We start from the raw sequence: 26946 nt of genomic DNA, 5'->3' as shown, positions 1-26946 counted from the left end.
CATGACAAATTTAACCATAATATACATTATCCTATCTGGAATTATAGCGCTATTATTAGCGCTTTTTCAGTATGTGTATAAGTCAAAACGGACGCGAGCCAATAGCATTCTGGCTGGTCTGCGTTTTATAACTATTTTTTCAATATTAGTATTAATAGTTAATCCGAAGTTAGATTCGGAAACCTTTTATAATGAAAAGCCAAATTTGGTTATTGCTACAGATAATTCTAATTCTATTGAGTTTTTGAATCAATCGGATAGCGTTCAACAAATTATTCAAACACTAAAGAATAATACAGATTTAAACGAAAAATTTAATATCGATTTCTATACGTTTAGTGATGATATTTCTCGAAAGGATTCATTAGAGTTTAACACCAAACAGACCAACATTTCTAAAGCAATCAAAGGACTTGAAGCTATTTATAAAAACACGGTTGCGCCAACAATTCTAATTACAGATGGAAACCAAACGTTTGGTGCAGATTACGAATACACGACCAAAAGTTACAAGCAGCCAATTTATCCAATTGTTATAGGTGATACGACCAAGCACGTGGATTTAAAAATCACACAACTGAATGTGAATAAATACGCGTTTTATAAAAATAAATTTCCCATAGAAGTTATTCTGGTTTATAATGGTAATGAACCTATAACATCCGAATTTAAAATCACCACAGGAAATACAACACTTTATTCAGAAAACATTTCATTTAGTAAAACCAATAACTCCAAAATTGTTCAAACAACATTAACTGCCAATCAGATTGGTGTTTTTGCGTATCAAGCATCTATTCAGCCAATTTCTAATGAAAAAAATACGGTAAATAATAGTAAGAATTTTGCGATTGAAGTTATTGACGAGCAAACCAATATCGCTATTGTAAGCGATATCTTGCATCCAGATTTAGGTGCTCTTAAAAAAAGTATTGAAAGCAATGAACAACGAACGGTTAGTATTCTAAAACCAGATGCGTACTTATCAAAAATTGATGAATTTCAATTAGCCATTTTATACCAACCAAATGTGCGATTTAAAGCCGTTTTCAATAAGTTGAATTCTGATAATCGGAATCGGTTTATTATTTCGGGATCACAAACCAATTGGCAATTTTTAAATAGTGTTAGTTCAGATTATCAACATGATATGGTTTCACAATCTGAAAACTATCTGGCTATAATAAATACGAACTATTCAGAGTTTATAATACCTGATGTTGCTTTTGAATCGTTTCCACCCTTAAAAGGTTTTTTTGGAAATCTCAATATGAAGGTGCCTTTTCAAGCATTGCTATATAAACAAATAGGAAATATTTCCACTGACAAGCCTTTATTGGTGAGTTTTGAAAACCAAAATAGGCGAGAGGCTATTCTTTTAGGTGAAAACATTTGGAAATGGCGTGCTCAAAGCTATTTAAACAATAATGACTTCAAGAATTTTGACGATTTCACAGGTAAAATGGTGCAATATTTAGCATCTAAAAAACGTAGAGAGCGATTGAGTCTGACCTATGAATCGTTTTATGATGGTAATACCAATGTCGTATTTCAAGCACAATATTTTAATAAAAATTATGAGTTTGATAATCGCGAAACACTTTTAATAAAAGTAACAGATGAAACTTCAAATGAAAGTAAATCAATTCCTTTGGTGCTTAAAAATAATAATTATGAAGCAGATTTAAGTAGTCTGCCAGCAGCAAATTATAAATTTACGGTTACTGCAAATACCAGTAATATGTCTAAATCTGGAACATTCAAGATATTAGATTATAACATAGAGCAGCAGTTTACAAATGCTGATGTAGCTAAATTGATGCAAGTTGCTAAAGCTAAAGATGGTAGAGTTTATTTTCAAGATCAATTAGCAGATTTAACCACTAATTTATTGACGGATAAACGCTATGCTACAATTGAGAGAAGTACTAAAAAAACCGTATCTTTGATCGACTGGAAATACGTGTTAGGACTAGTAATTTTAGCCCTTTCGGCTGAATGGTTTTATCGAAAGTATAAAGGTTTAATTTAAATAAAAAACTATGGAAAAATTACCAAAAATTGGATTACCTATTATTGTAGTACTCGTTATTTTAATCGTTTTAGTTGCCAAATCGGCTGTCACTATTGGTTCTGGTGAAGCAGGTGTGCTTTATAAAACGTTTGATGATGGTGTTGTTACAAACGAACCACCTTTAGGAGAAGGGTTTCACATTGTAGCACCTTGGAATAAGGTTTTTGTATATGAAGTACGTCAACAAGAACTTGTAGAGCGTATGAATGTACTATCTTCAAACGGTTTAGATATTAAATTGGAAGCTTCTATTTGGTTTCAACCAGCTTATGAAAGTTTAGGTAAATTGCACCAAGAAAAAAGTGAAATGTATAAAGAGCGTGTGCTTTTACCAGCTATTCGTTCTGCGGCAAGATCTGTTGTAGGTCGTTATACGCCAGAACAATTATATTCTAGTAAGCGTGATGCCATTCAACAAGAAATTTTTGAAGAAACTCAAAAAATTGTTAAGGATCAATACATTCAACTAAACGAAGTTTTAGTGCGTGACGTAACGTTACCAGGAACTATTAAAGATGCTATTGAACGTAAATTAAAACAAGAACAAGAATCTTTAGAATATGAATTTAGATTAGTAACTGCAGCTAAAGAAGCTGAAAAACGTATTATTGATGCGCAAGGTAAAGCAGATGCTAACAGAATTTTAAGTGCCTCTCTAAATGATCAAATTCTAAGAGATAAAGGTATTGAAGCAACGGTTAAACTTTCAGAATCGTCCAACAGTAAGGTTATTGTAATAGGTTCAGGAGATTCTGGATTACCAATTATTTTAGGGAATCAATAATTAATTTAAAATAAAAACGAATTTTGTTTGGTTATATAAAATAATTTTACAAACCTTTGTTCAGACAAAAAAAGACATGAGTTTTATTCAATTTCATCATCATCATTTTCATACGTGCACTCAAGCAGGCTGAAAATGTATTGAATAAAATCAACATATTAAAAAACCCGTTTGAGTATCTCAAGCGGGTTTTTGCATTTCAATCCTTTCGGATTTCTTCTCGCTCTGGTTTACTCAAACATCATTCAAGTTTAACTTAAAAGAAGCTCACATTGGTGAGAGATGTTATGAGAAAATTAAAAATTGCCGTTCAAAAATCGGGTCGCTTACATGACGATTCCATGAAAATACTGAAAGAAGTCGGTATTTCAATTGATAATGGTCGCGATCAATTAAAAGCATCCGCCAAAAATTTCCCTTTGGAAGTATTCTACCTTCGAAATGGTGATATTCCACAATACCTTATGGATGGTGTGGTTGATGCTGCTATTATTGGCGAAAATGTACTGATTGAAAATGGAAATAGTATTCCCATTGTTGAAAAATTAGGGTTTTCATCCTGTCGGGTATCATTAGCCATTCCTAAATCAGAAACCTATTCTGGAATTCAAGATTTAAATGGCAAACGTATTGCCACGTCCTACCCAAATACGGTGACTGCTTTTCTTAAAAACAATAATTTGGAAGCACAACTTCACATTATTAATGGTTCTGTTGAAATTGCGCCTAATATTGGATTAGCAGATGCTATTGTGGATATAGTTTCTAGTGGTAGTACGTTGTTTAAAAACAATTTACAAGAAGTAGAAGTGTTACTTCAATCAGAAGCCGTTTTAGCCGTTTCTCCAGAAATTAGTCAGGAAGAACAGGATATTTTGAATAAATTACAATTCCGATTGCAATCAGTTTTAAAAGCTAGAAAATCGCGCTATGTTTTACTGAATGCGCCAAATGAAAAGCTAGAGAAGATTATTCAAATTTTACCAGGTGTAAAGAGTCCAACGGTATTGCCATTAGCTGAATCAGGATGGAGTTCCCTACATTCCGTGATTGATAAAAATGATTTTTGGGAAATAATAGATGAATTAAAAAAAGCAGGAGCCGAAGGAATTCTGGTATGTCCAATTGAAAACATGGTATTATGATAGTAGTAGAAAACCCACAAAATAACATTTGGAATAACTTGTTAAAACGTCCAACAGCCACTGTTGATGATATTGAAACAACCGTAACTAAAATCTTTAAAGATATCCAACAACAAGGTGATGCAGCTGTTTTAAAATACACAGATATTTTTGATGGTGTGAAAATTTCCAATATGTTGGTTTCATCTGAAGAAATTGAGTCAGCTAAAAGAAACGTAAGCACTGAATTAAAAGAAGCCATTTTATTAGCAAAACGAAATATTTTTAGATTTCACGATGCACAGAAAACAGAACGGATAGAAGTTGAAACTGAAACTGGCGTTTTGTGTTGGCAAGAAAAACGGGCTATTCAAAAAATAGGCTTATATATTCCAGGCGGTACAGCTCCCTTATTTTCAACGGTTTTAATGCTGGCTGTTCCTGCTAAAATTGCTGGATGTGAAGAAATTATTTTGTGTTCGCCTCCCAATAAATTGGGGCAAATTGCTGATGAAATTCTCTATGCAGCCGATTTATGTGGTGTTACCAAAATATATAAAGTTGGCGGTATTCAAGCTATTGCAGCTATGACCTTTGGTACGGAAACTATACAGCCTGTTTATAAAATTTTCGGACCTGGAAATCAGTTTGTAACCGTTGCCAAACAATTAGCAACAAAATTTGGTGTGGCCATAGATATGCCAGCTGGACCAAGTGAATTATTGGTTGTTGCTGACGATTCAGCTGTTTCAAAATATGTAGCTGCAGATTTGTTAAGTCAAGCTGAACATGGTGCAGATAGTCAAGTGGTTTTAGTCTCAACATCTAAAAAGCTTATTGATGAAGTCATGAAAGAAATTGCGATACAAATGGCACAATTACCAAGAAAGTCTATAGCGGAAAAAGCAATTAAGAACTCCAAAGCTATTTTATTTTCTAATAATCAGGAAGCACTGAATTTCATTAATGCGTATGCTCCAGAACACTTTATTATTTGCGCCGAAAACGATCCGTTTTTTGTGAATGGAATTCAAAATGCAGGTTCTGTATTTATTGGGAATTATACACCCGAGAGTGCTGGCGATTATGCTTCTGGAACCAATCACACCTTACCTACAAACGGTTTTAGTAAATCCTATTCGGGTGTAAATTTAGACAGTTTCAGTAAAGCTATCACGTTTCAAAAAATAACGAAAACTGGTATAAAAAATATAGGAAAAGCTATTGAAATTATGGCAGAAGCCGAAGGTTTACAAGCACACAAAAATGCAGTTTCAATCCGGTTAAAAGATTTGCAATCATGAACATTCAAAATTTAATAAGACCCAATATTCTCAAACTGAAACCGTATGCATCAGCTCGCGATGAATTTAAGGATTTTGAAAAAAGCATGACCTTTTTAGATGCGAATGAAAACCCCTTTGAAACAGGGTTAAATCGCTATCCAGATCCGCAACAGTCTGCTTTAAAATTGCGATTGTCAACTATTAAAAATTGTAATCCCAATCAATTATTGTTAGGAAATGGAAGCGATGAAGTTTTAGATTTAATTTTTAGAACCTTTTGTGAACCGGGCAAAGATAATGTGATCTTGTTGCCACCAACATACGGAATGTATGAAGTTTTGGCGAATTTAAATAATATAGAAACGATTAAAATCCAGTTAAATACGGATTTTCAACCTAACGTTTCGGATATTCTAAAAGCTGCTAATTCAAATAGTAAAATACTATTTCTTTGTTCGCCAAACAATCCAACGGCCAACAGTTTTGAAGCAGAATCCATGGAAGCATTACTTCAAAAATTTAAAGGCATCGTCGTAATTGATGAAGCGTATACAGATTTTTCAGATTCTGAAAGTTGGAGTAGTAGGTTAGCAGAATTTCCAAATCTCATTGTGATACATACCCTTTCAAAAGCCTATGGTTTAGCAGGTATTCGTTTAGGAATGGGAATGGCTTCACCTGAAATTGTAAGTGTTTTAAGCAGCATCAAACCACCATATAATATCAATCAGTTAACGCAACAAACGGCCTTAAATAAATTAGAAAATTTAGAACTTGTAACCAATCAAATTCAACTGATTAAAAATGAACGTATCCGGGTGCTTTCAGCGTTACAAAACATAGATTTCGTTAAAAAAAGGTATCCAAGTGATGCTAATTTTATTTTAGTTCAAGTAGATGATGCTAACAAACGTTACAAACAATTAATAGAAAAAGAGATTGTTGTTCGCAACAGAACGAAAGAGCCACTTTGCGAAAACTGCCTGCGTTTTACCATTGGAACACCTGATGAAAACACCAAATTATTAACCGTTTTAAAATCACTAATATGAAACGAGCATGCTATAAGCGTTATCATCTTTGAAATGATTAATTGCGAACAGCATGTGACAAAAAAAAATAGTCTGCGGCAAGCAGGCAATAAAAACATACACATGAAAAGAGTTTTATTTATAGATCGCGATGGCACCTTAATTAAAGAACCACAAGATGAGCAAATTGATGGTTTTGATAAACTGGAATTTTATCCACAGGTGTTTCAATATTTAGGCAGAATTGCGAAAGAATTAGATTTTGAATTGGTTTTAATAACCAATCAGGATGGTCTTGGAACCGATGCGTTTCCCGAAAATACATTTTGGCCAGTTCATAATATGATTATGGAAACGTTTAAAAATGAAAATATTATTTTCAAAGAAGAATATATTGATAGAACCTTTGCCAAGGACAATGCACCAACTCGTAAACCAAATACTGGCTTGCTTACTGGCTATTTTTCGGAAGATTATGATTTGGCAAATTCCTATGTTATTGGTGATCGTTTAACTGATATGGAATTGGCTAAAAACCTAAACGCAAAAGGGATTTTAATCAATGGTCAAGCCAATTTAGGATCGAATGAAATTTCACTAATGGCGGAAGCATTACAGCCTTTTATTGCATTAGAAACAGACAGTTGGGACGCTATTTATAATCTATTGAAAGCCAAAGAACGTTCAGGTTCTATTGAACGCAATACCAATGAAACGGCTATTAAAATCGATTTAAATTTAGATGGTACTGGGAAAAGCACTATTCAAACTGGAATTGCTTTTTTCGATCACATGTTAGAGCAAATAGCCAGACATGGTCAATTGGATTTAAATATTCAAGTGAATGGAGATTTAGAAGTAGATGAACACCACACAATTGAAGATACTGCCATTGCTTTGGGTGAGTTATTTCATACCGTTTTAGGTAGTAAATTAGGAATAGAACGTTATGGTTTTTGTATTCCAATGGACGATTGTTTAGCACAAGTTGCTATTGATTTTGGAGGACGAAATTGGCTAGTTTGGGAAGCTGATTTTAAACGTGAAATGATTGGTAAAATGCCAACCGAAATGTTTATGCATTTCTTTAAATCCTTTACTGATGGGGCAAAATGCAACTTAAATATAAAAGCCGAAGGAACCAATGAACACCATAAAATTGAGGCTATTTTTAAAGCGTTTGCAAAAGCAATTAAAATGGCAGTAAAACGGGATGTTACAAAAATGATTTTACCAACCACAAAAGGTCTTTTATAATGAACGTTGTAATTATTGATTATGGAGTAGGAAACATTAAAAGCATTCAATTTGCTTTTGAACGCCTAGGAATAACAGCTGTTTTAAGTCAAGATGTAAAAACCATTTTGGCAGCGGACAAAGTTATTTTACCTGGTGTTGGAGAAGCGAGTTCGGCTATGAAAAAACTGAAAGACAAACGGTTAGATGTACTTATTCCCAAGCTTCAGCAACCTGTTTTAGGAATATGTTTGGGCATGCAATTGATGTGTAATTATTCAGAAGAAGGAGATACGAAAGGATTGCAAATATTTGATACACAGGTAAAACGCTTTTCAAATGCTGTAAAAGTCCCACAAATGGGATGGAATACCATAACAAACTTGAAATCAAAGTTATTTGAGACCATAAAAGCGAATGAATACATGTACCTTGTTCATAGTTATTATGCCGAAAATTGCAGGGAAGCTATTGCATTAACGGAATACAATATAACATATGCATCAGCATTACAAAAAGATAATTTTTACGGTGTTCAATTTCATCCAGAAAAAAGTAGTTTAGCAGGAGAGCAGGTATTGAAAAACTTTCTGGCTTTGTAAATTGATTGTCCCTTCAAAGAATAAAATAAATGGCTTTTAAAGTCACATTGAAAAAATAAAATTATGAGAATTATACCAGCAATAGACATTATTGGCGGAAAATGCGTCCGACTCACCAAAGGTGATTATGACACAAAAAAAATATATAACGAAAACCCATTAGAAGTTGCCAAACAGTTTGAAGATTCTGGGATCGAGTATTTACACTTGGTAGATTTAGATGGCGCCAAAGCGAGTCACGTTGTAAATTATAGAGTTTTAGAATTATTAGCGTCAAAAACAAGTTTGAAAATCGACTTTGGAGGTGGATTAAAAACAGACAACGACTTACATGTCGCTTTTAATTCTGGCGCACGACAAATTACAGGTGGTAGTATTGCCGTAAAGGATTCTGATACATTTAAAGGATGGTTAGAAACTTATGGCTCCGAAAAAATAATATTAGGAGCCGATTGTTATCCAAATGAAACAGGCGGAACCATAGCTGTTAGTGGATGGCAGGAGCGCAGTAATCAAGAGGTTATACCATTTGTAAAAAGCTATCAGAAAAAAGGAATTAAGTATGTAATATGTACAGATATTTCAAAAGATGGCATGTTAGAAGGTCCAGCTTTAACCCTTTATAAAAACATATTGGAGGCTTGCACTAATAGCAGCGCGCGACAATCTATCAAACTGATTGCTTCTGGAGGTGTTTCCAATATTGATGATGTAATCGCCTTAAAAGAATTGGGTTGTGAAGGTATCATCATTGGAAAAGCACTTTATGAAAACAGAATTCAACTCAAAGATTTAGCACGTTATATTTAGAAATTATGCTTACAAAACGAATCATTCCATGCTTGGATATTAAAAATGGACGCACTGTAAAAGGCATTAATTTTGTCGATTTAAAGGATGCCGGCGATCCAGTAGTGCTGGCAAAAAAATATGCTTTAACTGGTGCTGATGAACTCGTGTTTTTAGATATTTCAGCTACATTAGAAGGTCGGAAAACACTAATCGATATGGTACTGCAAGTAGCGAAAGAAGTGAACATACCCTTCACAGTGGGAGGTGGTGTAAGTTCAGTTGCCGATGTGGATCTGCTATTACAATCTGGAGCTGATAAGGTAGCCGTTAATTCGGCAGCTATTAAACAACCTGAATTAATTAAAGAATTATCTGATAAATTTGGGAGTCAATGTGTCGTAGTTGCAATTGATGCCAAACAAATAGAAGGTCAGTGGAAAGTCCATTTAGCAGGCGGAACCATTCCAACCAATTTGGATTTATTCACATGGGCCAAAACAGTGGAAAGTCTTGGAGCTGGAGAAATTCTATTCACATCCATGGATCATGATGGTACCAAAAACGGATTTGCAAATACCGCATTAGCACGTTTATCTTCAGAATTAAACATTCCTATTATTGCGTCTGGTGGTGCCGGAACTACAGAACATTTTGTAGACACCTTTCAAAAAGGACATGCTGATGCAGCTTTAGCAGCTAGTGTGTTTCATTTTGGAACTTTAGATATTTTAGAATTAAAAAAAGAATTACAACAAAATAATATACCCATTCGCTTATCATGACAATCAATTTTAATAAATACGAAAACGGATTAGTGCCAGCCATAATTCAAGATTATAGTACCAGAGCAGTATTAATGCTGGGTTATATGAATCAGGAAGCATTCAATAAAACACAAGAAACAAAACGCGTTACATTTTTTAGTCGTTCAAAAAATCGTTTATGGACCAAAGGTGAAAGCAGTGGGAATTTTCTTGAACTTCAAGATATTCAGGTGGACTGTGATCAAGATGCTTTATTAATTTCCGTAAAACCAGAAGGGCCAACGTGCCATACAGGATCTGATACGTGCTGGAATGAAAACAATGTGTCTAATTTTGGTTTTCTTTCAGAATTGGAGCGTGTTATTACAGATAGGAAAACTAATCAAGAGGAAGACACGTCCTATGTGGCTTCGCTATTTAAAGGTGGTATTAATAAAATTGCACAAAAAGTAGGTGAGGAGGCTATTGAAGTTGTAATAGAAGCTAAAGATGAAAACGACTCTTTGTTTCTCAACGAAAGTGCCGATTTATTATTTCATTATCTCATTCTGCTGCAAGCAAAAGGATTTAGGTTGAAGGATGTTGAGACTATTTTAAAAGCACGTCAAAAATAAAACAGTATATTTTTAAGATGCTTATAATATCAAGAAATCCAACCTTTAGCTATGGCTGATTTGGAAAACATAATTAAGTAAACACCAATAACTAAAACCATAATAGGCATAATTACGGCTCCAGGCCCATAAACATCTATGTTATTGCTAATAAAGAAGCTATGTGCCATTTGTACAATAATGCCTATCAATGAAAATAAAAATATGAGTCTTGCCCATTTTTTTCGAAGTAGTAATCCAACTGCACCCAGAGTCCCACCAAATACAGCAATTGCAAAAGCAGCGGTAACCCAGGCAGGTAAATCTGTGTATAGGGCTTGTTCAGCTTCTGGTAGTTTTTGAAGGGCATCTTCAGTCATGAATGCTTGCATTAAATAAGCTAAAACACCCATTAAATTCCAAATTAATGCTACTATGCTAATAATCCAAAATAATTTTGGTGGCTTTTGTGTCGTGGACATAATCAAGGTTTGATTGGTTAATATGTTAAACAAGGTAAGAATTATTTGTAAACCATTATTAAAATGGTAATTTTCGGAACTCTAAAAAACTCCGAAGTGTTCGAAAAACGCCACTATTACTTAATTACATGTCAATATTTAGGTTACCGATTTCATGGTTGGCAAAAGCAACCACAATTAAAAACGGTACATCTTATGATTGATAAAACGTTGAATTTTATTCTGGAAGGGAAACGTTTTAAAACATTGGGATCCGGTAGAACAGATGCTATGGTTTCAGCCAACGAAGCTGCCTTTGAGTTGTTTATTTATCATGAAATAGAAGATTTGGATGCTTTTCTAAAACTGTTCAACCAGAATTTACCACAAGATATTCGGGCTTTAACTATTACTAAAGTGGATGCAGATTTTAATGTGATTCAAGATTCCAAGGTTAAGGAATACCTTTATGTTTTTGCACATGGCAATAAGTTTCATCCGTTTTGTGCGCCTGTAATTACTACTATTTTAGATTCATTAGATATAGAACAGATGAAAGCTGGTGCCAAACTATTTGAAGGTCAGCATTATTTTAAATCCTATTGTTATAAACCAACTGATAACGGTATATATAATCGGGAAATTTTGACTTGTGAAATAGTCGAAAATACGGTGTTTACGGCAAACTTTTTTCCAGAAGAATCTTTTATTCTCCGTGTAAAAGGAAAAGGTTTCATGCGCAATCAAATCCGACTTATGATGGGCGTTTTAATTGAGTTGGGTAAAGGTGAAAAATCACTGGAAGATATTTCGGAAAGCTTAAAACCAGATAATCAAATTGCCATTCATTATATAGCGCCAGCTTCTGGGTTAATCCTGAATAAAATAGAGTTTGAAGCATTAAAAGATGCCACAAACATCTAAAGTGTCTACATCTCAATATTTGTTCATTTCATTTATACGGAGTATTGGACCAAGATATGTAAAAACAATCCGTTAATACTCAATAAATACGTTTGACATAAACCTTTAAAATACTGCAGGACGTTATTAATTAATGATTTGTGTCATTGATTGAGCTAATAATATTTTTGATAACGCCAAGATATATTTTCATTGAAGTGTACTTTTGAAAGTATAGAATGGAAGTTGATGTGAAGAGTTTAATGCTTGAAAAATTCATGAACATAGCTGTTTAGAAATAATTGCAAAATCTAATAAGAAGTCCATTTAAAAATTAAGAATACGTAACAAATGGATGAACAATTTTCAGAAGCTTTAGATAATTTATATGACAAATTAGGAGGATGGTTCAATGCCATAATCGAAAACATACCCAATTTAGGACTAGCTGTACTTGTTATTGTTGGGTCTTATTTTTTGGCTAAATACATAAACAAGTTTACGTACCGTTTGGTTTCAAAGCATGTAAGTCAAGATTCTGTGAGCAGAATGGTTGCTAAAATGTCTGCGGTAGTAATTGTACTATTTGGATTATTCCTATCATTAGGAATTTTAAATTTAAGTAAAGCATTAACATCCGTATTGGCAACTGCAGGAGTTGCTGGTTTGGCCATAGGTTTAGCCTTACAAAACACGTTATCTAATACTGTTGCAGGTATTGTATTATCCTTTAGAGAGAAAATTCAAATTGGTAATTGGATAGAAACCAATGGTTTTTCTGGTGAAGTTTTAGATATTAATTTGAAAAATTTTGTTATGAAGGGAGCTGATAATAATGTCGTTATTTTGCCTAATAAGTTAATTCTTGAAAACCCATTAAAAAACTATTCATTAACAGATAAAATGCGAATTTTTATCAATTGTGGTGTTGGTTATGAGTCTGATTTAGAACAGGTAATGCAATTAACAAAAGAAACCATTGCCAATGCTTTTGATCAAGTTGAAAAAGCGGATGATGTAGAATTCTTTTATACTGAATTTGGCGACAGTTCCATAAACTATTTATGTCGTTTTTGGGTAGATGCTGCAAACAAAAAACAGGAATTAGAAGCGCAAACTATTGCTATGATAGCTATTAAGAAGGCTTATGATGCGGATGGTATTAATATTCCATTCCCAATTAGGACTTTGGAGTTTAATAATAAATTAGGATTGCAAAAAGAAAGTAAAGAAACATCAAAACAAGAATCTTCAAAAGATCAATCAACTGAATAGTTGAATGATTCAAGAAGTAACATAAAAATATTTAAAATTTTAAAATGAGTATTAATTTAAAATCAAACAAAATGAAAAAGCTAGTTTACATAGGATTATTCCTTATTTCGGGAATCGTATTTGCTCAAGAAAAATCAAGAGATAAAATGACGAAAACAGAAACAAAAACGATAACTGTTGATGATGGTCAGAACGTTACGCAAAAGAAGGTAAAGGTAACCACAACGGAAGAAGGCGAAGTAAAACTGTCTGATGATGATGCCAATAAGGTTAATCAAGAACGTATTGTAAATGGAACTGATAAAAAAGTAACACAAACAATTGAAATTGATAATGATATGGATCCTTTTTACGAATCTAAAATGGAAACCGTAAACTATCAAAAAGACGGGAAAGATTATAAATTTGTAAAAACGTCAAATGGATTTGATGTTTCTGCCATAAAGCCGAATATGGAATATGGACGTGCCATAAAAAATGTAGAGTCCAGAAAATATGAATTTAAAACATCTGATTTTTCAGGCGTTGGATATTTTGATAGTGACGGAAACTTTGTCCTTGAATATTATGATAAGGAAACGAAGGAATACGTAACCAAAAAATTTATGAGTTTAAAATAATAGTAATCTCATAAAATAAGTTAAAGACTGTCAGTTTATGACAGTCTTTTTTTTTAATTTTAAAACAAAAAAAATATGTTACCAATTGATAAGCGCGTATTTCCCTTTTTAAAAAAATTAGAAAAGAATAATAACAGGGAATGGTTTGCAGAAAATAAAACGGAATTTAAGACCATAGAAAGCACCGTGAAAATGTCTGTCAAATCTTTATTTGAAGCAATGAAGGTACATGATGATATAGATCAGTTTAAAATATTCCGTATTTATCGCGATGTGCGCTTTTCTAAAAACAAATTACCATATAAAACACATTTTGCTGGATCGTTTCAGCGTCGTAAGCCTGAATTACGAGGTGGTTATTATTTGCATATTTCTCCCAATAACGAATCGTTTATTGCTGCTGGTTTCTGGGACCCGAACAAGGAAGATTTACTCCGAATACGAAAAGAATTTGAAATGGATGCTTCTGAAATGCGTGATATCATCAACGCCAATTCCTTCAAATCCGTTTGGGGAGATTTGGAAGGTGATGAATTAATTTCAGCACCTCGAAATTTTGATAAGGAGCATCAAAATATTGATTTAATTAGAAAAAAACAATACATCTTCACAAGAAAATTTGGTGATATGGAAGTGTTAGAACCCGATTTTTTGGAGGTCGTAAACGCTTCTTTTAAAGAGGTAAAACCTTTTTTTAATTATATGAGTGATGTGCTCACCACCAATTTAAATGGTGAGCGTATTATTTAATTTCTAAAATTTTATGAGTATTATTATTGAACGTAATAGTGTCGCCAATCACTTTGCCTTTTAATAATTGACCAATAGGAGAAAGTAGTGAAATACCAAAATAGGACTGGTTTTCAGTTACTATAACACCAATACTAATACTTATAAAAAAAGTGTTTTGTGTCGTTTTTACAACACTTCCTAGTGAAACACTATCAAAATTCTTTTTAGGATTAATCAATTTTAAGGTGTCCAAAGTTTTGGTTGCATCAGTTAAATGTTGGGCATTCTTTTCCAAATCATTGAATAATTTACCATTTCCGGAATCATCATCCATATCATTACTTTTGTCATTGGCTTCAATAGATTCTTTTATGGTTTCTATTTCATCTTTATAACTAGCAATACGTTTATTTACATAGCTAAAACAAGCTTGTAAAAGTGCTTCTTTTTCATTCATAGTTAAGCCAACTGTGTTTCAAATAGTTGAATGTTGCTTATTAATCGTTCTTTAACAATGTTCATCATACGTTTGTTTAAAGCAGATGAATTGGTAATGTAAAATTGGTATTCATCAACTGTAAATTGACCAATAATAATACCTTTTAAGGCGTTTCTAAACTTAATATCCTTTTGAATAGCATTTTCAATATAGTCCATTTGCTTTTCTATTGATAAATCATAAAAAACACCTTTGTGTTTATTGGCGTAATTTTTAAAAACTTCAATTAACAAATCGTTTTGAAGTTTAATAACGGGTCTTAGCGTGGTATTTTGAAAACGCTCATCAGGACTCATGGCATCATGGAATTTCGCTGATGGAATTTCTGGTCTACTGGCTAAAAGTTGTTCCGATCTATTCATGATATAAGTTTTAATAAATTTAAGAATTCTATGAGTCTTAAATTCTATTACGACAACGGAATATCAACAGCTTTATTAACAAATAAGAAAAGACTATAGCGCAATAACATGTTTGTTCACTTTTTATAAACTTAAAATTTGAATTACTTGTATCTTTGATTATAGAAATAATTTAGAAAGAAAAATATGAGATTTCATTCACGAAAATGGGTTAAACCAGAAGATTTAAATCCAAACGGCACCTTATTTGGAGGTCGTTTATTAGCTTGGATAGATGAAGAAGCCGCTTTATACACGGTTGTGCAGTTGGAAAACCCTAAAATAGTTACCAAATATATCTCGGAAATTAATTTTATGAGTTCAGCCAAACAAGGTGATATTGTAGAAGTAGGTATGCAGGTAACCAAATTTGGAACCAGCTCGATTACTTTAAAATGTGAAGCTCGAAATAAAATGACACGCGAAACCATTTTGACCGTTGAGAATATTATTATGGTTAATCTTGGTGATGATGGAAAGCCTAAACCACATGGTAAGACGCGAATAGAGTTTGTTAAGGATAGAATAAGTAATTCTTAAATTCCTTGACTTGTAACAGGCTCAATTTCAATTGTCATGGCGTTTTTACAGGTGTCATTTACCGATAAAATTGTACGTTAATAAGAAACAAAACCCATTCAACGTAAATATTTTACGTTCATAAGATTTTTTATATGCAAAGCAATATAGTTACTTAATTTTGAAGTAATTATCAATTGTTATCTTATGAAAAATCTACTAACATGCCTACTTTTTATAGGTGTTATCGGAATAATTTCTGCCCAAAATTCGGTGCAAAAAACAAAGTATTGCGATCATGTATCTAAACTTATAAAAAATCAAAATCCATTTTATGCTTTTGATGAAACGTCTTTAAAAAGTGAAGAAACGATGGTGGATTACAATACACACGCTCAAAAACTTAAAATTTCTGGAACGGTTTTTCAATCTGATGGCGTAACACCTGCTACAGATGTTATTATATTCATTCAGCAAGCTGATGAAAATGGCGAATATTCCGTCGTGTCAAATTCGGAAACCAACTATGTTAAAAATAGGCTATGGGTTAAAACGGATAAAAACGGACAATACACAATTAATACGTTTATTCCAGGCTCTACAACGAAACCGTTAATATATCCGCATGAATTGCAACCAATGCATATCCATGCCATGATTAAAGAACCTGGTAAACAGGAATATGCCATGCATAGAATGTTGTTTGATAATGATCCATTAGTAACGAAGTCCTGTAGAAAGCGCCTAAAACGAAAAAATATTGATAGTATTTTAGAGTTGAAAGCAGAAGACGATTTGCAAATGGTGACCAAAAATATTGTTTTGGAATCCACATCTACTAATGAGAACATATAGGTTTCTGTTCTTTAATTCATTTTATTTAATGAACATATCAGTAGCATTAAAACTATTCTTACTTCTGTTTTAAACTTTAGTTTTAGACTAAAATATTTGTTGGTTGATAGGTTATTAGAGCGCTCAATGTTCAGAATTTTTTAGGATTAAATTTGCATACGTAATACTTTAACAAATACTTGTAGCACCTTCAATTTAGATAGTTTACTTTTACCTTATAAATTATTTAGACTGTCTTCTTTTTTAAGATCCCTCTTTATCTTAATCAATCCTTTACTTTCTTCAATTCTTTACAGAACCAAAAAGGCACATGGCGTGTTCTTTTAAGAATAATAGTGCACCAAATCATAATATAAGTTTCATGGAAAACCCAAAGTTTTCACGAGTTGCTGATAACGATTTTTCAAAAACGTTACGTCGTAGAGTCAATCTATATTTCAAAACAAACAATTTAAGTAAAAAAGCGAATACAACTATGGTGGTTAAAACCGTTGTTATGCTATCCTTATTTTTTATACCCTTAATTTTACTTTCTACTGGCCTCGTTACACAAACGTGGATGCTTTTTACACTCTATATTATTTGTGGTTTTGGTATGTCTGGAATAGGCATGGGAGTTATGCATGATGCCATACATGGTGCATATTCCAAAAACAAAACCATTAATAGATTGTTAGGTTATACATTCAACATGATAGGTGCCAATGCAACTGTTTGGAAAATCCAGCATAATGTTCTTCATCATACGTACACTAATATAGATCATGCGGATGACGATATTAATACACCTTTTTTCTTGCGCTTTTCTCCCAATGGCGAACATCATAAATCTCAAAGGTTTCAACATATATACATCTGGTTCTTTTATGGAATTTCAACTATATTTTGGATAACAGCTAAAGACTTTGTGCGTTTAACGCGTTACAAAAACTTGGGGCTTTTAAATAATGATCAAAATTATCAGAAAGAAATAACGAAAGTAATAGCTTGGAAAATTTTTTACTATTCATACGCTTTGGTACTACCCATGATTATAGTACCTTTGTCATGGTGGGTCATTTTACTAGGCTTTTTAAGTATGCATCTCGTAACAGGGATCATGGTGAGTATCGTTTTTCAAATAGCTCATATAATGCCAGAAACGGATTTTCCATTACCTAATGAGGACGGAATGATGACAAACGAGTGGTATCGTCATCAGTTTGCAACAACAAGTAACTTTGCTCCAAAAAGCAAGTTATTATTCTGGCTTATAGGTGGTTTAAATTATCAGGTAGAACACCATGTGCTTCCAGACGTATGTCATGTACATTATAAGGAGTTAAGCCCGATAGTTGCTCAAACAGCCAAGGAATTTGGAATGACTTATCACGTTAAAAAGAGTATCTTTCAAGCGATTGTAGATCATACTAAAATGCTTCGGTCACTTGGTAGAAATGAACCAGAATATAAAGCCGCTTAAAAACAGTATATAACGAAATTAAAATTACGATTACGCATGTTTAAAAAATGGATTAATAAATTATTTAATACGAGTTCGGCAGGAACAACAAAAGCTGGAAGTACTAAATCAGGATCAACAAAAGAAGGTACTGTCAAGTTTTTCAATAGAACTAAAGGATTTGGTTTTATAAATGTAAATGAGACAGACGAAGAAATTTTCGTTCACAAATCAAACCTTATTGATAAAATAAAAAAGTCAGATAAAGTGACTTTTAAAATTGAAAAAGGAGATCGAGGATTAACGGCTACAAACGTTAAACGCGTTAAAAAATAATACGATACTAATATTAAAAACCATCCTAATCGGATGGTTTTTTTATGCTATTAATTGTTTTAATATCTACAATAAGTCCTTTAGAATTTAGCTTACTTTTTAACAGGAATAGGTTTTAGTTCAATAATTCCAACTGCATCTAAAACACGAATTATAAGATAAGTCATATCAATCTCATACCATTTTACGCCAAAATTAGCACGACTTGCATACTTATGGTGATTGTTATGGTATCCTTCACCCATCATAAGAAAATCAAAACGGAAAAGGTTTTTACTAGTGTTTTTCATTTTGAAATTTACATAGCCGTAAATGTGCCCAAACCAGTTGATAATGACACCATGAATAGGCGCCATTAAGAATGTTATTGGTAATAGCAACCATTGCCACCAAGCGGTTGCAAAAAACACAAAGAATAAGGTGTATAAACTAATCCATAGCAATCTAGAAAATCGTGAACTGGCAAAAACATCAAAAGCCTTCCACTGTGGTACATTTTTAGTAAAGCGCGGGTCCACGGCAATTCGTTCTTGATTAATATCTTGATATATAGTTTTGGTTTTCCACATCATGGCAAACATATTATCATCATAAGATGGCGAATGTGGGTCTTGCTCTGTATCCGTATAGGCATGATGCATACGATGCATAATACCATAACCATACGCGCTTAAGTAACTAGAACCTTGGAATATCCAAGTTAAAATAAAGGTGATGCGTTCCATGGTTTTAGACATGGTGAAAACTTGGTGTGCTGCATAACGATGTAAGAAGAAAGACTGAAAAAATAAGCCACCATACCAAAGCACTAAAACGAAAATAACGACTGCCATATCTTTTTTTGCAAAGATAATTTGTGGTTAGGTGTTAAACAATGAACCTAAATTAAGAAACCCATGTTTTTGGCACATCAATAAAAGGAAATAAGCCCTGTTATTCAATTAAAACGCCTTCATTAATTAAGATTAAATACGTTTCCGAATGCGACTTAAAGCTTGAGGCGTTACACCAATGTAAGAACTTATATATTTTAAAGGAACTTCTTTTAGTAATTCTGGCCGTTCCTTAAATAATTTCAAATAGCGCTCCTCGGCTGTTAGATTTAACAAGTGTTGCTCTCGCCTGGATTTGATTAAGAACAAACGTTCAGCAGTTAGCCTACCAATTAAATTGCCAATTTGGGTGTTTTTATACACGTCTTGTAAATCCGCATAGCTCATACTTAAAAGCGTGGTGTCTGTTAAAGCTTGAAGCTCATAAGCTGAAGGGGATTGTGTTAAAAACGAATCGTATGCACTTACAAATTGATCCGTAAAACTAAAACCAAAGGTAATTTCTTTTTCAGGGTTTTCCTTCGGAATAAATAAACGTACTACCCCAGACTCTATAAAGGAAATATGATCTTCAATGTCATGTAACTTTAAAAAAATATTCTTTTTGGGAATTACTCGACGTTTCAATTTAGATGTGAAAAATGCCCAATCCGCATCTGATATGGTTGCTATTTGTTCTAAATACGTTTTTATTTGTTGCAAGAGGCGGTATGCTTGTTATTATGACTGTAAAGATATTGTTCTTTTGTTTTAAAATCAAATCAATTGGGAGTCTGTTTTACACGACTAAACCTTTATTTGAAATATTATTAACGCACATGAAAGCTAGAATATAAAATGAACATCTAAACCGTTGAATAATTTTAAAATAAATACCTATTTTAACGCTTTCAGTTTACCTTTAACATTTACTTTAACTTAAAAAGTTGCATTGTCCTAGTCTCCAATTATGATATTTCACTAATACACAAGAACCTATGGAATACCTCCTACTAATTATTATTATAATTATACTAATCCTTCAGAATACTAAATATAGTAAGGAAAAGAATTATTTAAGGAACGAGATTCATGAACTTAATGAAAAGCTAAATAGGCTTTTAGTTTTATACAGAAAAGACACCAAGTATATTGAAAAAGAAGTGATTAAGGAGAACAGCAAAGAAACTATTATTTCTCCAGAAGAAACGCCAATTAAAAAACCACCTATTACAGTTACACCACCAATTCCAGAAGTTAAAAAACAAGAGCTTCCACTAGAGCCAGTAAAAGTTACAGACTCTGTACAAAACGTTATGGCTGCTGCACCTAACAAAAAAGTTGAACAGTTATCAAAACCAGGTTTCTGGGAGGGATTTAAGCAAAGAAATCCAGATTTAGAGAAGTTTATTGGTGAAAACTTAATCAATAAAATTGGTATTTTCATTTTGGTTTTAGGTGTTAGTTATTTTGTAAAATTTGCTATTGACAAAAACTGGATTAATGAACCTGCCAGAGTAGGGATTGGTATTTTAGCAGGAAGTTTAGTTTTATTTATTGCTCATAAGTTGCGAAAAAAATATGCGCCATTCAGTTCTGTTTTAGTGGCAGGTGCTCTTGCTATATTTTATTTTTCAATTGCCATAGCATATCATGAATACCAATTATTTGGGCAACAAGTAGCCTTTGCTATTATGGTATTGATAACAGCTTTTAGTTGTTTAATTTCAATATCATATAACCGAATGGAGCTAGCAATACTATCATTAATAGGAGGTTTTCTAGTTCCTTTTATGGTAAGTAGTGGTAGTGGAAATTATGTGGTATTGTTTACATACATTGCCATTTTGGATATTGGTATTTTAACGTTAGCATATTTTAAAAAATGGCATTTGTTAAATATTCTTGCCTTTATATTTACGTCATTATTGTTTGGGGTCTGGGTATTAGATGATGTAAATAATGATCCGCCACATTATATGGGAGCCTTAATTTTCGGATTTGTCTTTTATCTTATTTTCATGATTACCAACATCATTAATAATTTGCGAACAAAGGCGCGTTTATCCAAATTGCAATTGGTTATGCTTACCCTAAATAATTTTGTATTTTATGGTATTGGTATGTTGGTTTTATCTGAATTTAAACCACAATTTTCAGGACTTTTTACAGCATTTTTAGCATTGTTAAATTTGGGTTATGCGGTATTGCTCTATAAGAAATTTGGCTTGGATAAAATAGCCATTTATTTATTGATTGGATTGACATTAACCTTTATTACTTTGGCAATTCCTGTTCAATTTTCAGGAAATAATATCACGATATTCTGGGCTGTAGAAGCGGTACTACTCATGTGGCTCGCGCAAAAATCGAAAATAAAAAGTTACCGTTTTGCCGCTGTTTTAGTACAAGCATTAATGGTGGTTAGTTTAATAATGGATTGGCCGAGCTATTTGATTAAAAATACCAACTTGACTATTATATTGAATCCTATATTTATTGGTGGTATTTTTGTGGTGGCATCATTTGTGGGTGTACTTTATCTGTTGCGAACGGATACCGAAAAATTATTAAAATTCGGTTTGACATTTAATCCGAAAATCTATAAGAAAGTAGCAAAACTACTGGCCATTTTAACAGGATATTTTGTAGGGCTTTTTGAAGTTGGATATCAAAGCTTTACACATGTTATATTTTATGACTTTTTGGCGGTCATAGTTTTATATCATTTATTGTTTTCTGCAGTTTTCTGCTTTATACTTTATAGAAATAAACGTCTGCTAACAGATAAAATTATTAATGTTCTAGCCCTTGTAAACATAGTCGTATTTACATTTATTTTTTCTAAAATTCCGTTTGCGCAACAAGAAGAAAATTTGTTGAGTAACTCCGAAAGTTATCTTGCTTATTACTTACATATCATATCCTTAATCCTGACTATTTATTTTTGTTCTCTACTTTATTATAGTAATAAAAAACAAAAAGTATTTTCACTTTTCAATACTAAATTATCCCTTTGGACAGCTGCATTTATTATCGTGTTCATGGCGAGTACAGAAGTGATTTTACAAGGGCTTTATGCCATGAATATTTCTGTAGATATAAACGAAATTAGTGATCCGTATGGGTCAAATTTAGACCTAATTTTAATGGCTAAAAATAAGATTATAAAAACAGGTCTTCCTATTTTATGGGGTGTATTGGCATTTGTTTTACTTATTATCGGTATTAAAAAGCAGATAAAACAATTGCGAATTATAGCCCTTTCATTATTAGGAATCACCATTGTTAAACTATTTGTATATGATATTAGTAATGTATCTGAAACAGGAAAAATTATAGCATTTATATTATTAGGTGTCCTCATTTTAATAATTTCATTTGTATATCAAAAACTTAAGTTTTTGGTTGTTGATGAAAACAAAACTCTAGAAGATGATAAAATCGATTAAAATTTTCATACTACTTGCGGGCGGTATCACCTTTGCTCAAAATGCATCCGTAACGGGGACTATAAATTCTGTACAAACAGATGGTTTGCATCGTATTCAAATTCCCCAGAAGATGCGCGCTTATGCAACACAAGATTTAAAGGATTTAAGAATTTGGGATGCACAAGGAAATCAAGTTTCATACTTTTTACAACCCCTATCTGATTATATTCAAACTCAAATTTCAGATTTTACAGAATTCTCAATCGTTAAAAAAACACGTCTAGCAGATTCAAGTTCAACCTATATTTTTGAAAATCCTTACAAAACCATCGATAAAGCCGTTCTATTGATTGCCAATTATCAAGGCTCAAAAAATTACCGACTCGAAGGTAGTAATGACCAAGTAGAATGGTTTGGTATTGTAAATCGTGGCCAACTAAATCAACTTAATCACGAAACAAAAACAGAAAAATATCAAGCTATTTATTTTCCGGTAGGCAGTTATCAATTTCTAAAAATAGTTTTTGATGATCGACTGTCATTACCCATCAATCTTTTGAAAATTGGAAATGCGAAAACCGAGACCGTCAATATTGTACCGTTAATTATGGAGAAAATTCCAGTTAAAAGTATGGATATTCTAGAAACCGATAAAAAAACGCAAATCCATATTGATTTTGATAAGGCAGAAGTTATTCAACAAATTCGAATGACTATTAACGCTCCCGAGTTTTATAATAGAAATGCCCGATTGGTTATTTTAAAGGAACGCGAAGTTAAAAGAAATACGGAAACCTATAAGCAGACTTTAGCAAATTTTGTAATTCGTTCAGATGAAGAGTTGATTTTTAATATTCCAAATATTTATGAACGTCGTTTTTATTTAGAAATTGATAATAAAGATAATCCTCAATTAGATATAGGTGAAATTTATTTTATGCAACAACCTGTATATTTAGTGGCGTCTCTAAAAAATAATGAACAGTATCAAATTACTGCGGGTAATGATTCATTATCCTTTCCAGATTATGATATTGCGGAAGTAACCAACTGGACCAAGCAGGAATTACCTGTGGTGCACATATCAGAAATCGTTTATGATTCTTCTGAGAAAACGGTCGAAGAAACCACTACATTTTGGCAGAAACCATGGTTTATGTGGGCATGTATCGGAATCGCAGCTATCTTGATTCTATACTTTGTATTCCAATTAATTAAGGATCTTAATAATGATAAAAAGCCCAACTAGCTTAAAGTTCCACTATATTTAAGCTTTTTATTAGTGTAATTTGGTGTTATGTTTATAAACATAAAGAGGTCGTCCAAATCGGACGACCTCTTTACTAATCACTAAAATAAAATAAACTTACTTTAAACTTTCCAGTATTTTTTCTGCTACTAATTCAGATGATGCTGGATTTTGACCTGTAATTAAATTACCATCTTGAATGGCATAGGCAGCCCAATCATCCTTTTTTGAGTAGATTCCACCATTATTATTGAGCATATCTTCAACTAAAAATGGTACCACATCAGTCAGACCAACAGCAGCTTCTTCTGTGTTGGTAAAACCAGTTACTTTTTTCCCTTTTACTAACGGGTTCCCATCTGTACCTTTTACACTTTTTAAAGCAGCAGGTGCGTGACATACAAATCCTATTGGTTTGGCTTGACTATTAAATTTTTCGATTAATGCAATAGATGTTTCATCATTTGCTAAATCCCATAAAGGACCATGTCCGCCTGGATAAAATACAGCGTCAAAATCATCTGGATTCATATCCGATAATTTCTGTGTGTTCGCAATTCGTGCCTTGGCTTCCCCATCTTTTTCAAAACGTTTGGTAGCCTCGGTAGCAGCATCTGGCGTGTCACTACTTGGATCAATAGGGGCAGCACCACCTTTTGGTGTTGCAATAGTTATGGTTGCACCTTTATCTAATAACGTGTAGTAAGGGCTTGCAAATTCTTCAACCCAAAACCCTGTTTTCTTTCCGGTATCTCCTAATTTATCGTGAGATGTTAATACAAATAATATATTCATAGTTTTTTCTTTTTTACTGTTTAATGATTCTTCTAAAACGCTTTCAGAAGTTTTTTTCATTTTGCTGTCTTTACAGCTTGAAACTGCAAGAATGGTTAGCACAAATGCGACGGTTTGAATAATCTTCATCTGTAAAACTAGTAAGCCATTTTTACAATTTTTTCCACCTTGTCTGGAGATAAGGATTGGTGTTCTCCTAATCCCAACCAACCACGATCCGTGAATCGTTGCGATATGGTTTCTGCAGTACCCTCAAAGTCTTTGGTATAATCTGATAGTTTGGTATTAATTCCCAAAGCATGGAAAAATGCGACAGTTTTTTCAATAGCTAAATATGCAATGTCATCTGTGTTGCCTTCTGTAATATTCCAAACACGTTCGCCATATTGTGCTAATTTGTCTTTTTTCGCTTCAAAATTATACTTGTAATGACTTGGTGCAATAACAGCTAGAGTTCGTGCATGGTCTATTCCAAATAAGGCCGTTAACTCGTGACCAATGGCGTGAACTGCCCAATCTGTAGGAACACCTTTTTGAATGAGTCCGTTTAAGGCCATCGTGCAACTCCACATGAAATTTGAAGCCGCTTGATAATCCGTTGGATCTTTCAATACCTTTGGCGCTACCTCTATAATGGTTTGCATAATACTTTCAGCAAAACGATCTTGTAATAAGGCACCACTAGGGTAGGTCATATATTGTTCTAAAACGTGTGTGAAGGCATCTGCTAAACCATTAGCCAATTGGCGCTCTGGAATAGACGTTATTACCTGTGGATCCAAAATGGAAAACTCTGGAAATAAGCCAGGACCGCCCATACTTAATTTTTCTTTAGTTTCAGCTCGGGTAATTACGGCACCTGAATTCATTTCAGAACCGGTTGCCGGCAAGGTTAAAACCGTACCAAATGGCAAACCTTTTTCGGTTCTAATATTATCAGCTAAAATATCCCAAGGCGTAAGACCTTCATATAAGGCCGCAGCTGATAAAAATTTAGTACCATCAATTACGGAACCACCACCAACGGCTAGTAAAAAGTTGATGTTTTCTGTTTTAATAATTTCCAAAGCTTCCAATAAAACAGCATATTCTGGATTGGCAGGGATGCCACCAAATTCAATAACCGTTGCAGTGCCTAATGCTGCTTTTACTTGATTATAAATACCGTTTTTCTTAATACTTCCGCCGCCATACAAGAGTAGGATTTTAGCGTTTTCAGGTATTTCATTTTCTAATTTTTTGATACTATCCTTTCCAAATATAATTTTGGTCGGGTTTTTAAATTCAAAATTGTTCATAATATTTTTTTTTCTAAAATTTAGATTTTAACAATCATTTTACCTTTATTCTTACCTTCAAATAAATCGATAAAAGCTTTCGGAATGTTGTCGAAACCATCTACTATTGTTTCTGTATAGGTAAGTTTTCCTTCGGCTAACCATTCTGATAATTGCTTCATTGCTTCTGGAAATTTTTCTACATAATTCGAAACGATAAAGCCTTGCATGAGTGCGCTATTTTTAACTAGAAATGGTTGTACACTTAAGCCTTTTGGCAATTCGGTGTTATTGTATACCGATATTGCGCCACAATTAATAATGCGTGCAAATTTGTTAATACTAAAGAATATAGCATCCGAAATTGGACCTCCTACATTATCAAAATAAATATCCACGCCATCTGGAGCAGCTTCGGCTATTGCCGTTTTCATATTGTCTGTCGTGTTATAATTGATACCTGCATCAAAACCAAATTTGGATTTTAACATGTCAATCTTTTCATCTGTACCAGCTATACCAATAACGCGTAATCCAAGGATTTTCCCTATCTGACCAACAATAGATCCTACGGCTCCTGCCGCCCCCGAAACGACTAATGTTTCGCCAGCTTGTGGTTTACCAATTTGTGTTAATCCACAATAAGCTGTTAAGCCAGTCATGCCTAAAATTCCTAAATAAGCACTTAATGGTGCTTTACTAGCATCGACCTTTAAAAGATCTTCAACTTTTGATATTTGTTGAGTTTTCCAATCCAACATACCTGAAACATAATCACCTTCCGAAAATTTGTCGTTTTTAGAGTCGATAACTTTAGCAACAACACCGGAGTGTATAGGTTTGTTCAATTCAAATGGTGGGACATAAGACTTGGCGTCACTCATGCGACCACGTAAATAGGGATCTACGGAAACATAAGCAGTTTCTAATAACATCTCGCCGGAACTGATAGTTTCGATTGAATCTTCCGTTGTAAATTCGAAATCGGAAAGCTTTGGTTTGCCTTCAGGTCTATTTTTTAATAATATTGTTTGTGTTTTCATATTCTATA

28 protein-coding genes are annotated in these 26946 nt (G+C 33.1%); 20 read left to right on the top strand and 8 right to left on the bottom strand.

All coding sequences use genetic code 11. From position 1 onward, the window contains the following. The first annotated feature begins 1 nt into the window (after nucleotide 1). The 10 genes from ES675_RS08245 to hisIE all read left to right on the top strand — a co-directional run bounded on the left by ES675_RS08245 (nucleotide 2) and on the right by hisIE (nucleotide 10307). Complete coding sequence (locus tag ES675_RS08245; RefSeq protein ID WP_066247983.1) at nucleotides 2-2032, top strand: vWA domain-containing protein; 2031 nt, start codon at nucleotides 2-4, stop codon at nucleotides 2030-2032. 10 nt (nucleotides 2033-2042) lie between these two features. Beyond that, complete coding sequence (locus ES675_RS08240) at nucleotides 2043-2858, top strand: prohibitin family protein (protein WP_066247981.1); 816 nt, start codon at nucleotides 2043-2045, stop codon at nucleotides 2856-2858. A 287-nt stretch (nucleotides 2859-3145) separates the two neighbouring features. Then, nucleotides 3146-4003, top strand: coding sequence for an ATP phosphoribosyltransferase (gene hisG, locus ES675_RS08235; protein ID WP_066247979.1), 858 nt, complete (start codon nucleotides 3146-3148; stop codon nucleotides 4001-4003). Next, on the top strand, nucleotides 4000-5286 hold the full coding sequence (gene hisD / locus ES675_RS08230; protein WP_066247976.1) for a histidinol dehydrogenase: 1287 nt from the start codon (nucleotides 4000-4002) through the stop codon (nucleotides 5284-5286). The genes hisG and hisD overlap by 4 nt, the downstream gene beginning before the upstream one ends. After that, entirely contained in the window at nucleotides 5283-6320 is a 1038-nt protein-coding gene (gene hisC / locus ES675_RS08225; RefSeq protein ID WP_066247973.1) for a histidinol-phosphate transaminase, read from the top strand. Before hisD ends, hisC begins: the two co-directional genes overlap by 4 nt. Before the next feature lie 102 nt (nucleotides 6321-6422). Beyond that, the gene (gene hisB, locus ES675_RS08220; protein ID WP_066248119.1) at nucleotides 6423-7556 is read left to right on the top strand and encodes a bifunctional histidinol-phosphatase/imidazoleglycerol-phosphate dehydratase HisB; all 1134 of its coding nucleotides are present in this window, start codon (nucleotides 6423-6425) and stop codon (nucleotides 7554-7556) included. Continuing rightward, nucleotides 7556-8137 (top strand): imidazole glycerol phosphate synthase subunit HisH, encoded by a 582-nt coding sequence (hisH, locus tag ES675_RS08215; protein WP_066247972.1) that lies wholly within the window; start codon nucleotides 7556-7558, stop codon nucleotides 8135-8137. The genes hisB and hisH overlap by 1 nt, the downstream gene beginning before the upstream one ends. 63 nt (nucleotides 8138-8200) lie before the next feature. Next, entirely contained in the window at nucleotides 8201-8947 is a 747-nt protein-coding gene (gene hisA, locus ES675_RS08210) for a 1-(5-phosphoribosyl)-5-[(5-phosphoribosylamino)methylideneamino]imidazole-4-carboxamide isomerase (protein ID WP_066247969.1), read from the top strand. 5 nt (nucleotides 8948-8952) lie between these two features. After that, nucleotides 8953-9711 carry an imidazole glycerol phosphate synthase subunit HisF gene (gene hisF / locus ES675_RS08205; protein ID WP_066247966.1) on the top strand — a complete coding sequence of 253 codons (759 nt, stop codon included), beginning with the start codon at nucleotides 8953-8955 and terminating at the stop codon, nucleotides 9709-9711. Then, nucleotides 9708-10307 carry a bifunctional phosphoribosyl-AMP cyclohydrolase/phosphoribosyl-ATP diphosphatase HisIE gene (hisIE, locus tag ES675_RS08200; protein WP_066247964.1) on the top strand — a complete coding sequence of 200 codons (600 nt, stop codon included), beginning with the start codon at nucleotides 9708-9710 and terminating at the stop codon, nucleotides 10305-10307. Before hisF ends, hisIE begins: the two co-directional genes overlap by 4 nt. A gap of 29 nt (nucleotides 10308-10336) precedes the next feature. On the opposite strand, the gene ES675_RS08195 is transcribed toward hisIE, so the two are convergent. Next, complete coding sequence (locus ES675_RS08195; RefSeq protein WP_066248117.1) at nucleotides 10337-10768, bottom strand: hypothetical protein; 432 nt, start codon at nucleotides 10766-10768, stop codon at nucleotides 10337-10339. Between the two features lie 63 nt (nucleotides 10769-10831). On the opposite strand from ES675_RS08195, the gene ES675_RS08190 reads away from it, so the two are divergent. From ES675_RS08190 to ES675_RS08175, 4 genes are all read left to right on the top strand, one after another. Then, nucleotides 10832-11671 carry a tRNA pseudouridine synthase A gene (locus ES675_RS08190; RefSeq protein ID WP_066247961.1) on the top strand — a complete coding sequence of 280 codons (840 nt, stop codon included), beginning with the start codon at nucleotides 10832-10834 and terminating at the stop codon, nucleotides 11669-11671. 330 nt (nucleotides 11672-12001) lie between these two features. After that, nucleotides 12002-12925, top strand: coding sequence for a mechanosensitive ion channel family protein (locus ES675_RS08185; protein WP_066247959.1), 924 nt, complete (start codon nucleotides 12002-12004; stop codon nucleotides 12923-12925). Nucleotides 12926-12996: 71 nt separating this feature from the next. Then, entirely contained in the window at nucleotides 12997-13545 is a 549-nt protein-coding gene (locus tag ES675_RS08180; protein ID WP_148367364.1) for a hypothetical protein, read from the top strand. Nucleotides 13546-13620: 75 nt separating this feature from the next. Further along, nucleotides 13621-14295 (top strand): DUF2461 domain-containing protein, encoded by a 675-nt coding sequence (locus tag ES675_RS08175; protein WP_066247955.1) that lies wholly within the window; start codon nucleotides 13621-13623, stop codon nucleotides 14293-14295. Here the strand turns inward: ES675_RS08175 and ES675_RS08170 are convergent. Both ES675_RS08170 and ES675_RS08165 read right to left on the bottom strand, forming a co-directional pair. Further along, nucleotides 14288-14734, bottom strand: a complete 447-nt coding sequence (locus ES675_RS08170; RefSeq protein WP_066247953.1) for a hypothetical protein — start codon at nucleotides 14732-14734, stop codon at nucleotides 14288-14290. The genes ES675_RS08175 and ES675_RS08170 overlap by 8 nt on opposite strands. Before the next feature lie 2 nt (nucleotides 14735-14736). Continuing rightward, nucleotides 14737-15138, bottom strand: coding sequence for a glyoxalase (locus ES675_RS08165; RefSeq protein WP_066247949.1), 402 nt, complete (start codon nucleotides 15136-15138; stop codon nucleotides 14737-14739). 186 nt (nucleotides 15139-15324) lie between these two features. On the opposite strand from ES675_RS08165, the gene ES675_RS08160 reads away from it, so the two are divergent. From ES675_RS08160 to ES675_RS16610, 4 genes are all read left to right on the top strand, one after another. Further along, on the top strand, nucleotides 15325-15717 hold the full coding sequence (locus ES675_RS08160) for an acyl-CoA thioesterase (protein ID WP_066247947.1): 393 nt from the start codon (nucleotides 15325-15327) through the stop codon (nucleotides 15715-15717). Nucleotides 15718-15903: 186 nt separating this feature from the next. Further along, nucleotides 15904-16551 carry a dioxygenase family protein gene (locus ES675_RS08155; RefSeq protein WP_066247945.1) on the top strand — a complete coding sequence of 216 codons (648 nt, stop codon included), beginning with the start codon at nucleotides 15904-15906 and terminating at the stop codon, nucleotides 16549-16551. A 361-nt stretch (nucleotides 16552-16912) separates the two neighbouring features. Further along, complete coding sequence (locus ES675_RS08150) at nucleotides 16913-18013, top strand: fatty acid desaturase family protein (protein WP_066248116.1); 1101 nt, start codon at nucleotides 16913-16915, stop codon at nucleotides 18011-18013. Nucleotides 18014-18049: 36 nt separating this feature from the next. Beyond that, on the top strand, nucleotides 18050-18328 hold the full coding sequence (locus tag ES675_RS16610) for a cold-shock protein (protein ID WP_066247943.1): 279 nt from the start codon (nucleotides 18050-18052) through the stop codon (nucleotides 18326-18328). A 92-nt stretch (nucleotides 18329-18420) separates the two neighbouring features. Here the strand turns inward: ES675_RS16610 and ES675_RS08140 are convergent, their stop codons facing one another. Together ES675_RS08140 and ES675_RS08135 are read right to left on the bottom strand one after the other, a co-directional pair. After that, the gene (locus ES675_RS08140) at nucleotides 18421-19161 is read right to left on the bottom strand and encodes an acyl-CoA desaturase (RefSeq protein WP_066247940.1); all 741 of its coding nucleotides are present in this window, start codon (nucleotides 19159-19161) and stop codon (nucleotides 18421-18423) included. Between the two features lie 132 nt (nucleotides 19162-19293). After that, on the bottom strand, nucleotides 19294-19863 hold the full coding sequence (locus ES675_RS08135) for a Crp/Fnr family transcriptional regulator (RefSeq protein ID WP_066247938.1): 570 nt from the start codon (nucleotides 19861-19863) through the stop codon (nucleotides 19294-19296). A 275-nt stretch (nucleotides 19864-20138) separates the two neighbouring features. Here ES675_RS08135 and ES675_RS08130 point away from each other — a divergent pair, with 275 nt between their 5' ends. Both ES675_RS08130 and ES675_RS08125 read left to right on the top strand, forming a co-directional pair. After that, entirely contained in the window at nucleotides 20139-22592 is a 2454-nt protein-coding gene (locus tag ES675_RS08130) for a DUF2339 domain-containing protein (protein WP_066247937.1), read from the top strand. Continuing rightward, on the top strand, nucleotides 22576-23823 hold the full coding sequence (locus ES675_RS08125) for a hypothetical protein (protein ID WP_066247935.1): 1248 nt from the start codon (nucleotides 22576-22578) through the stop codon (nucleotides 23821-23823). The genes ES675_RS08130 and ES675_RS08125 overlap by 17 nt, the downstream gene beginning before the upstream one ends. Before the next feature lie 117 nt (nucleotides 23824-23940). Here ES675_RS08125 and ES675_RS08120 read toward each other — a convergent pair whose 3' ends face one another. The 3 genes from ES675_RS08120 to ES675_RS08110 are packed head-to-tail and all read right to left on the bottom strand — an operon-like array spanning nucleotide 23941 to nucleotide 26938. After that, on the bottom strand, nucleotides 23941-24747 hold the full coding sequence (locus ES675_RS08120) for a type 1 glutamine amidotransferase domain-containing protein (protein WP_197503460.1): 807 nt from the start codon (nucleotides 24745-24747) through the stop codon (nucleotides 23941-23943). A gap of 8 nt (nucleotides 24748-24755) precedes the next feature. Continuing rightward, entirely contained in the window at nucleotides 24756-25916 is a 1161-nt protein-coding gene (locus tag ES675_RS08115; RefSeq protein WP_066247933.1) for an iron-containing alcohol dehydrogenase, read from the bottom strand. Nucleotides 25917-25936: 20 nt separating this feature from the next. Then, a complete protein-coding gene (locus tag ES675_RS08110) occupies nucleotides 25937-26938 on the bottom strand; it encodes an NADP-dependent oxidoreductase (protein ID WP_066247931.1) in 1002 nt (333 codons plus the stop codon). Nucleotides 26939-26946 lie beyond the last annotated feature (8 nt).

It is taken from the genome of Algorimicrobium algoritergicola (genome assembly GCF_008086165.1).
In the GTDB taxonomy this organism is placed as follows: Bacteria; Bacteroidota; Bacteroidia; order Flavobacteriales; family Flavobacteriaceae; genus Algorimicrobium; species Algorimicrobium algoritergicola.
Note: the sequence above shows the minus strand (reverse complement) of the source record. Positions and strands in the feature narration are given on the sequence as shown.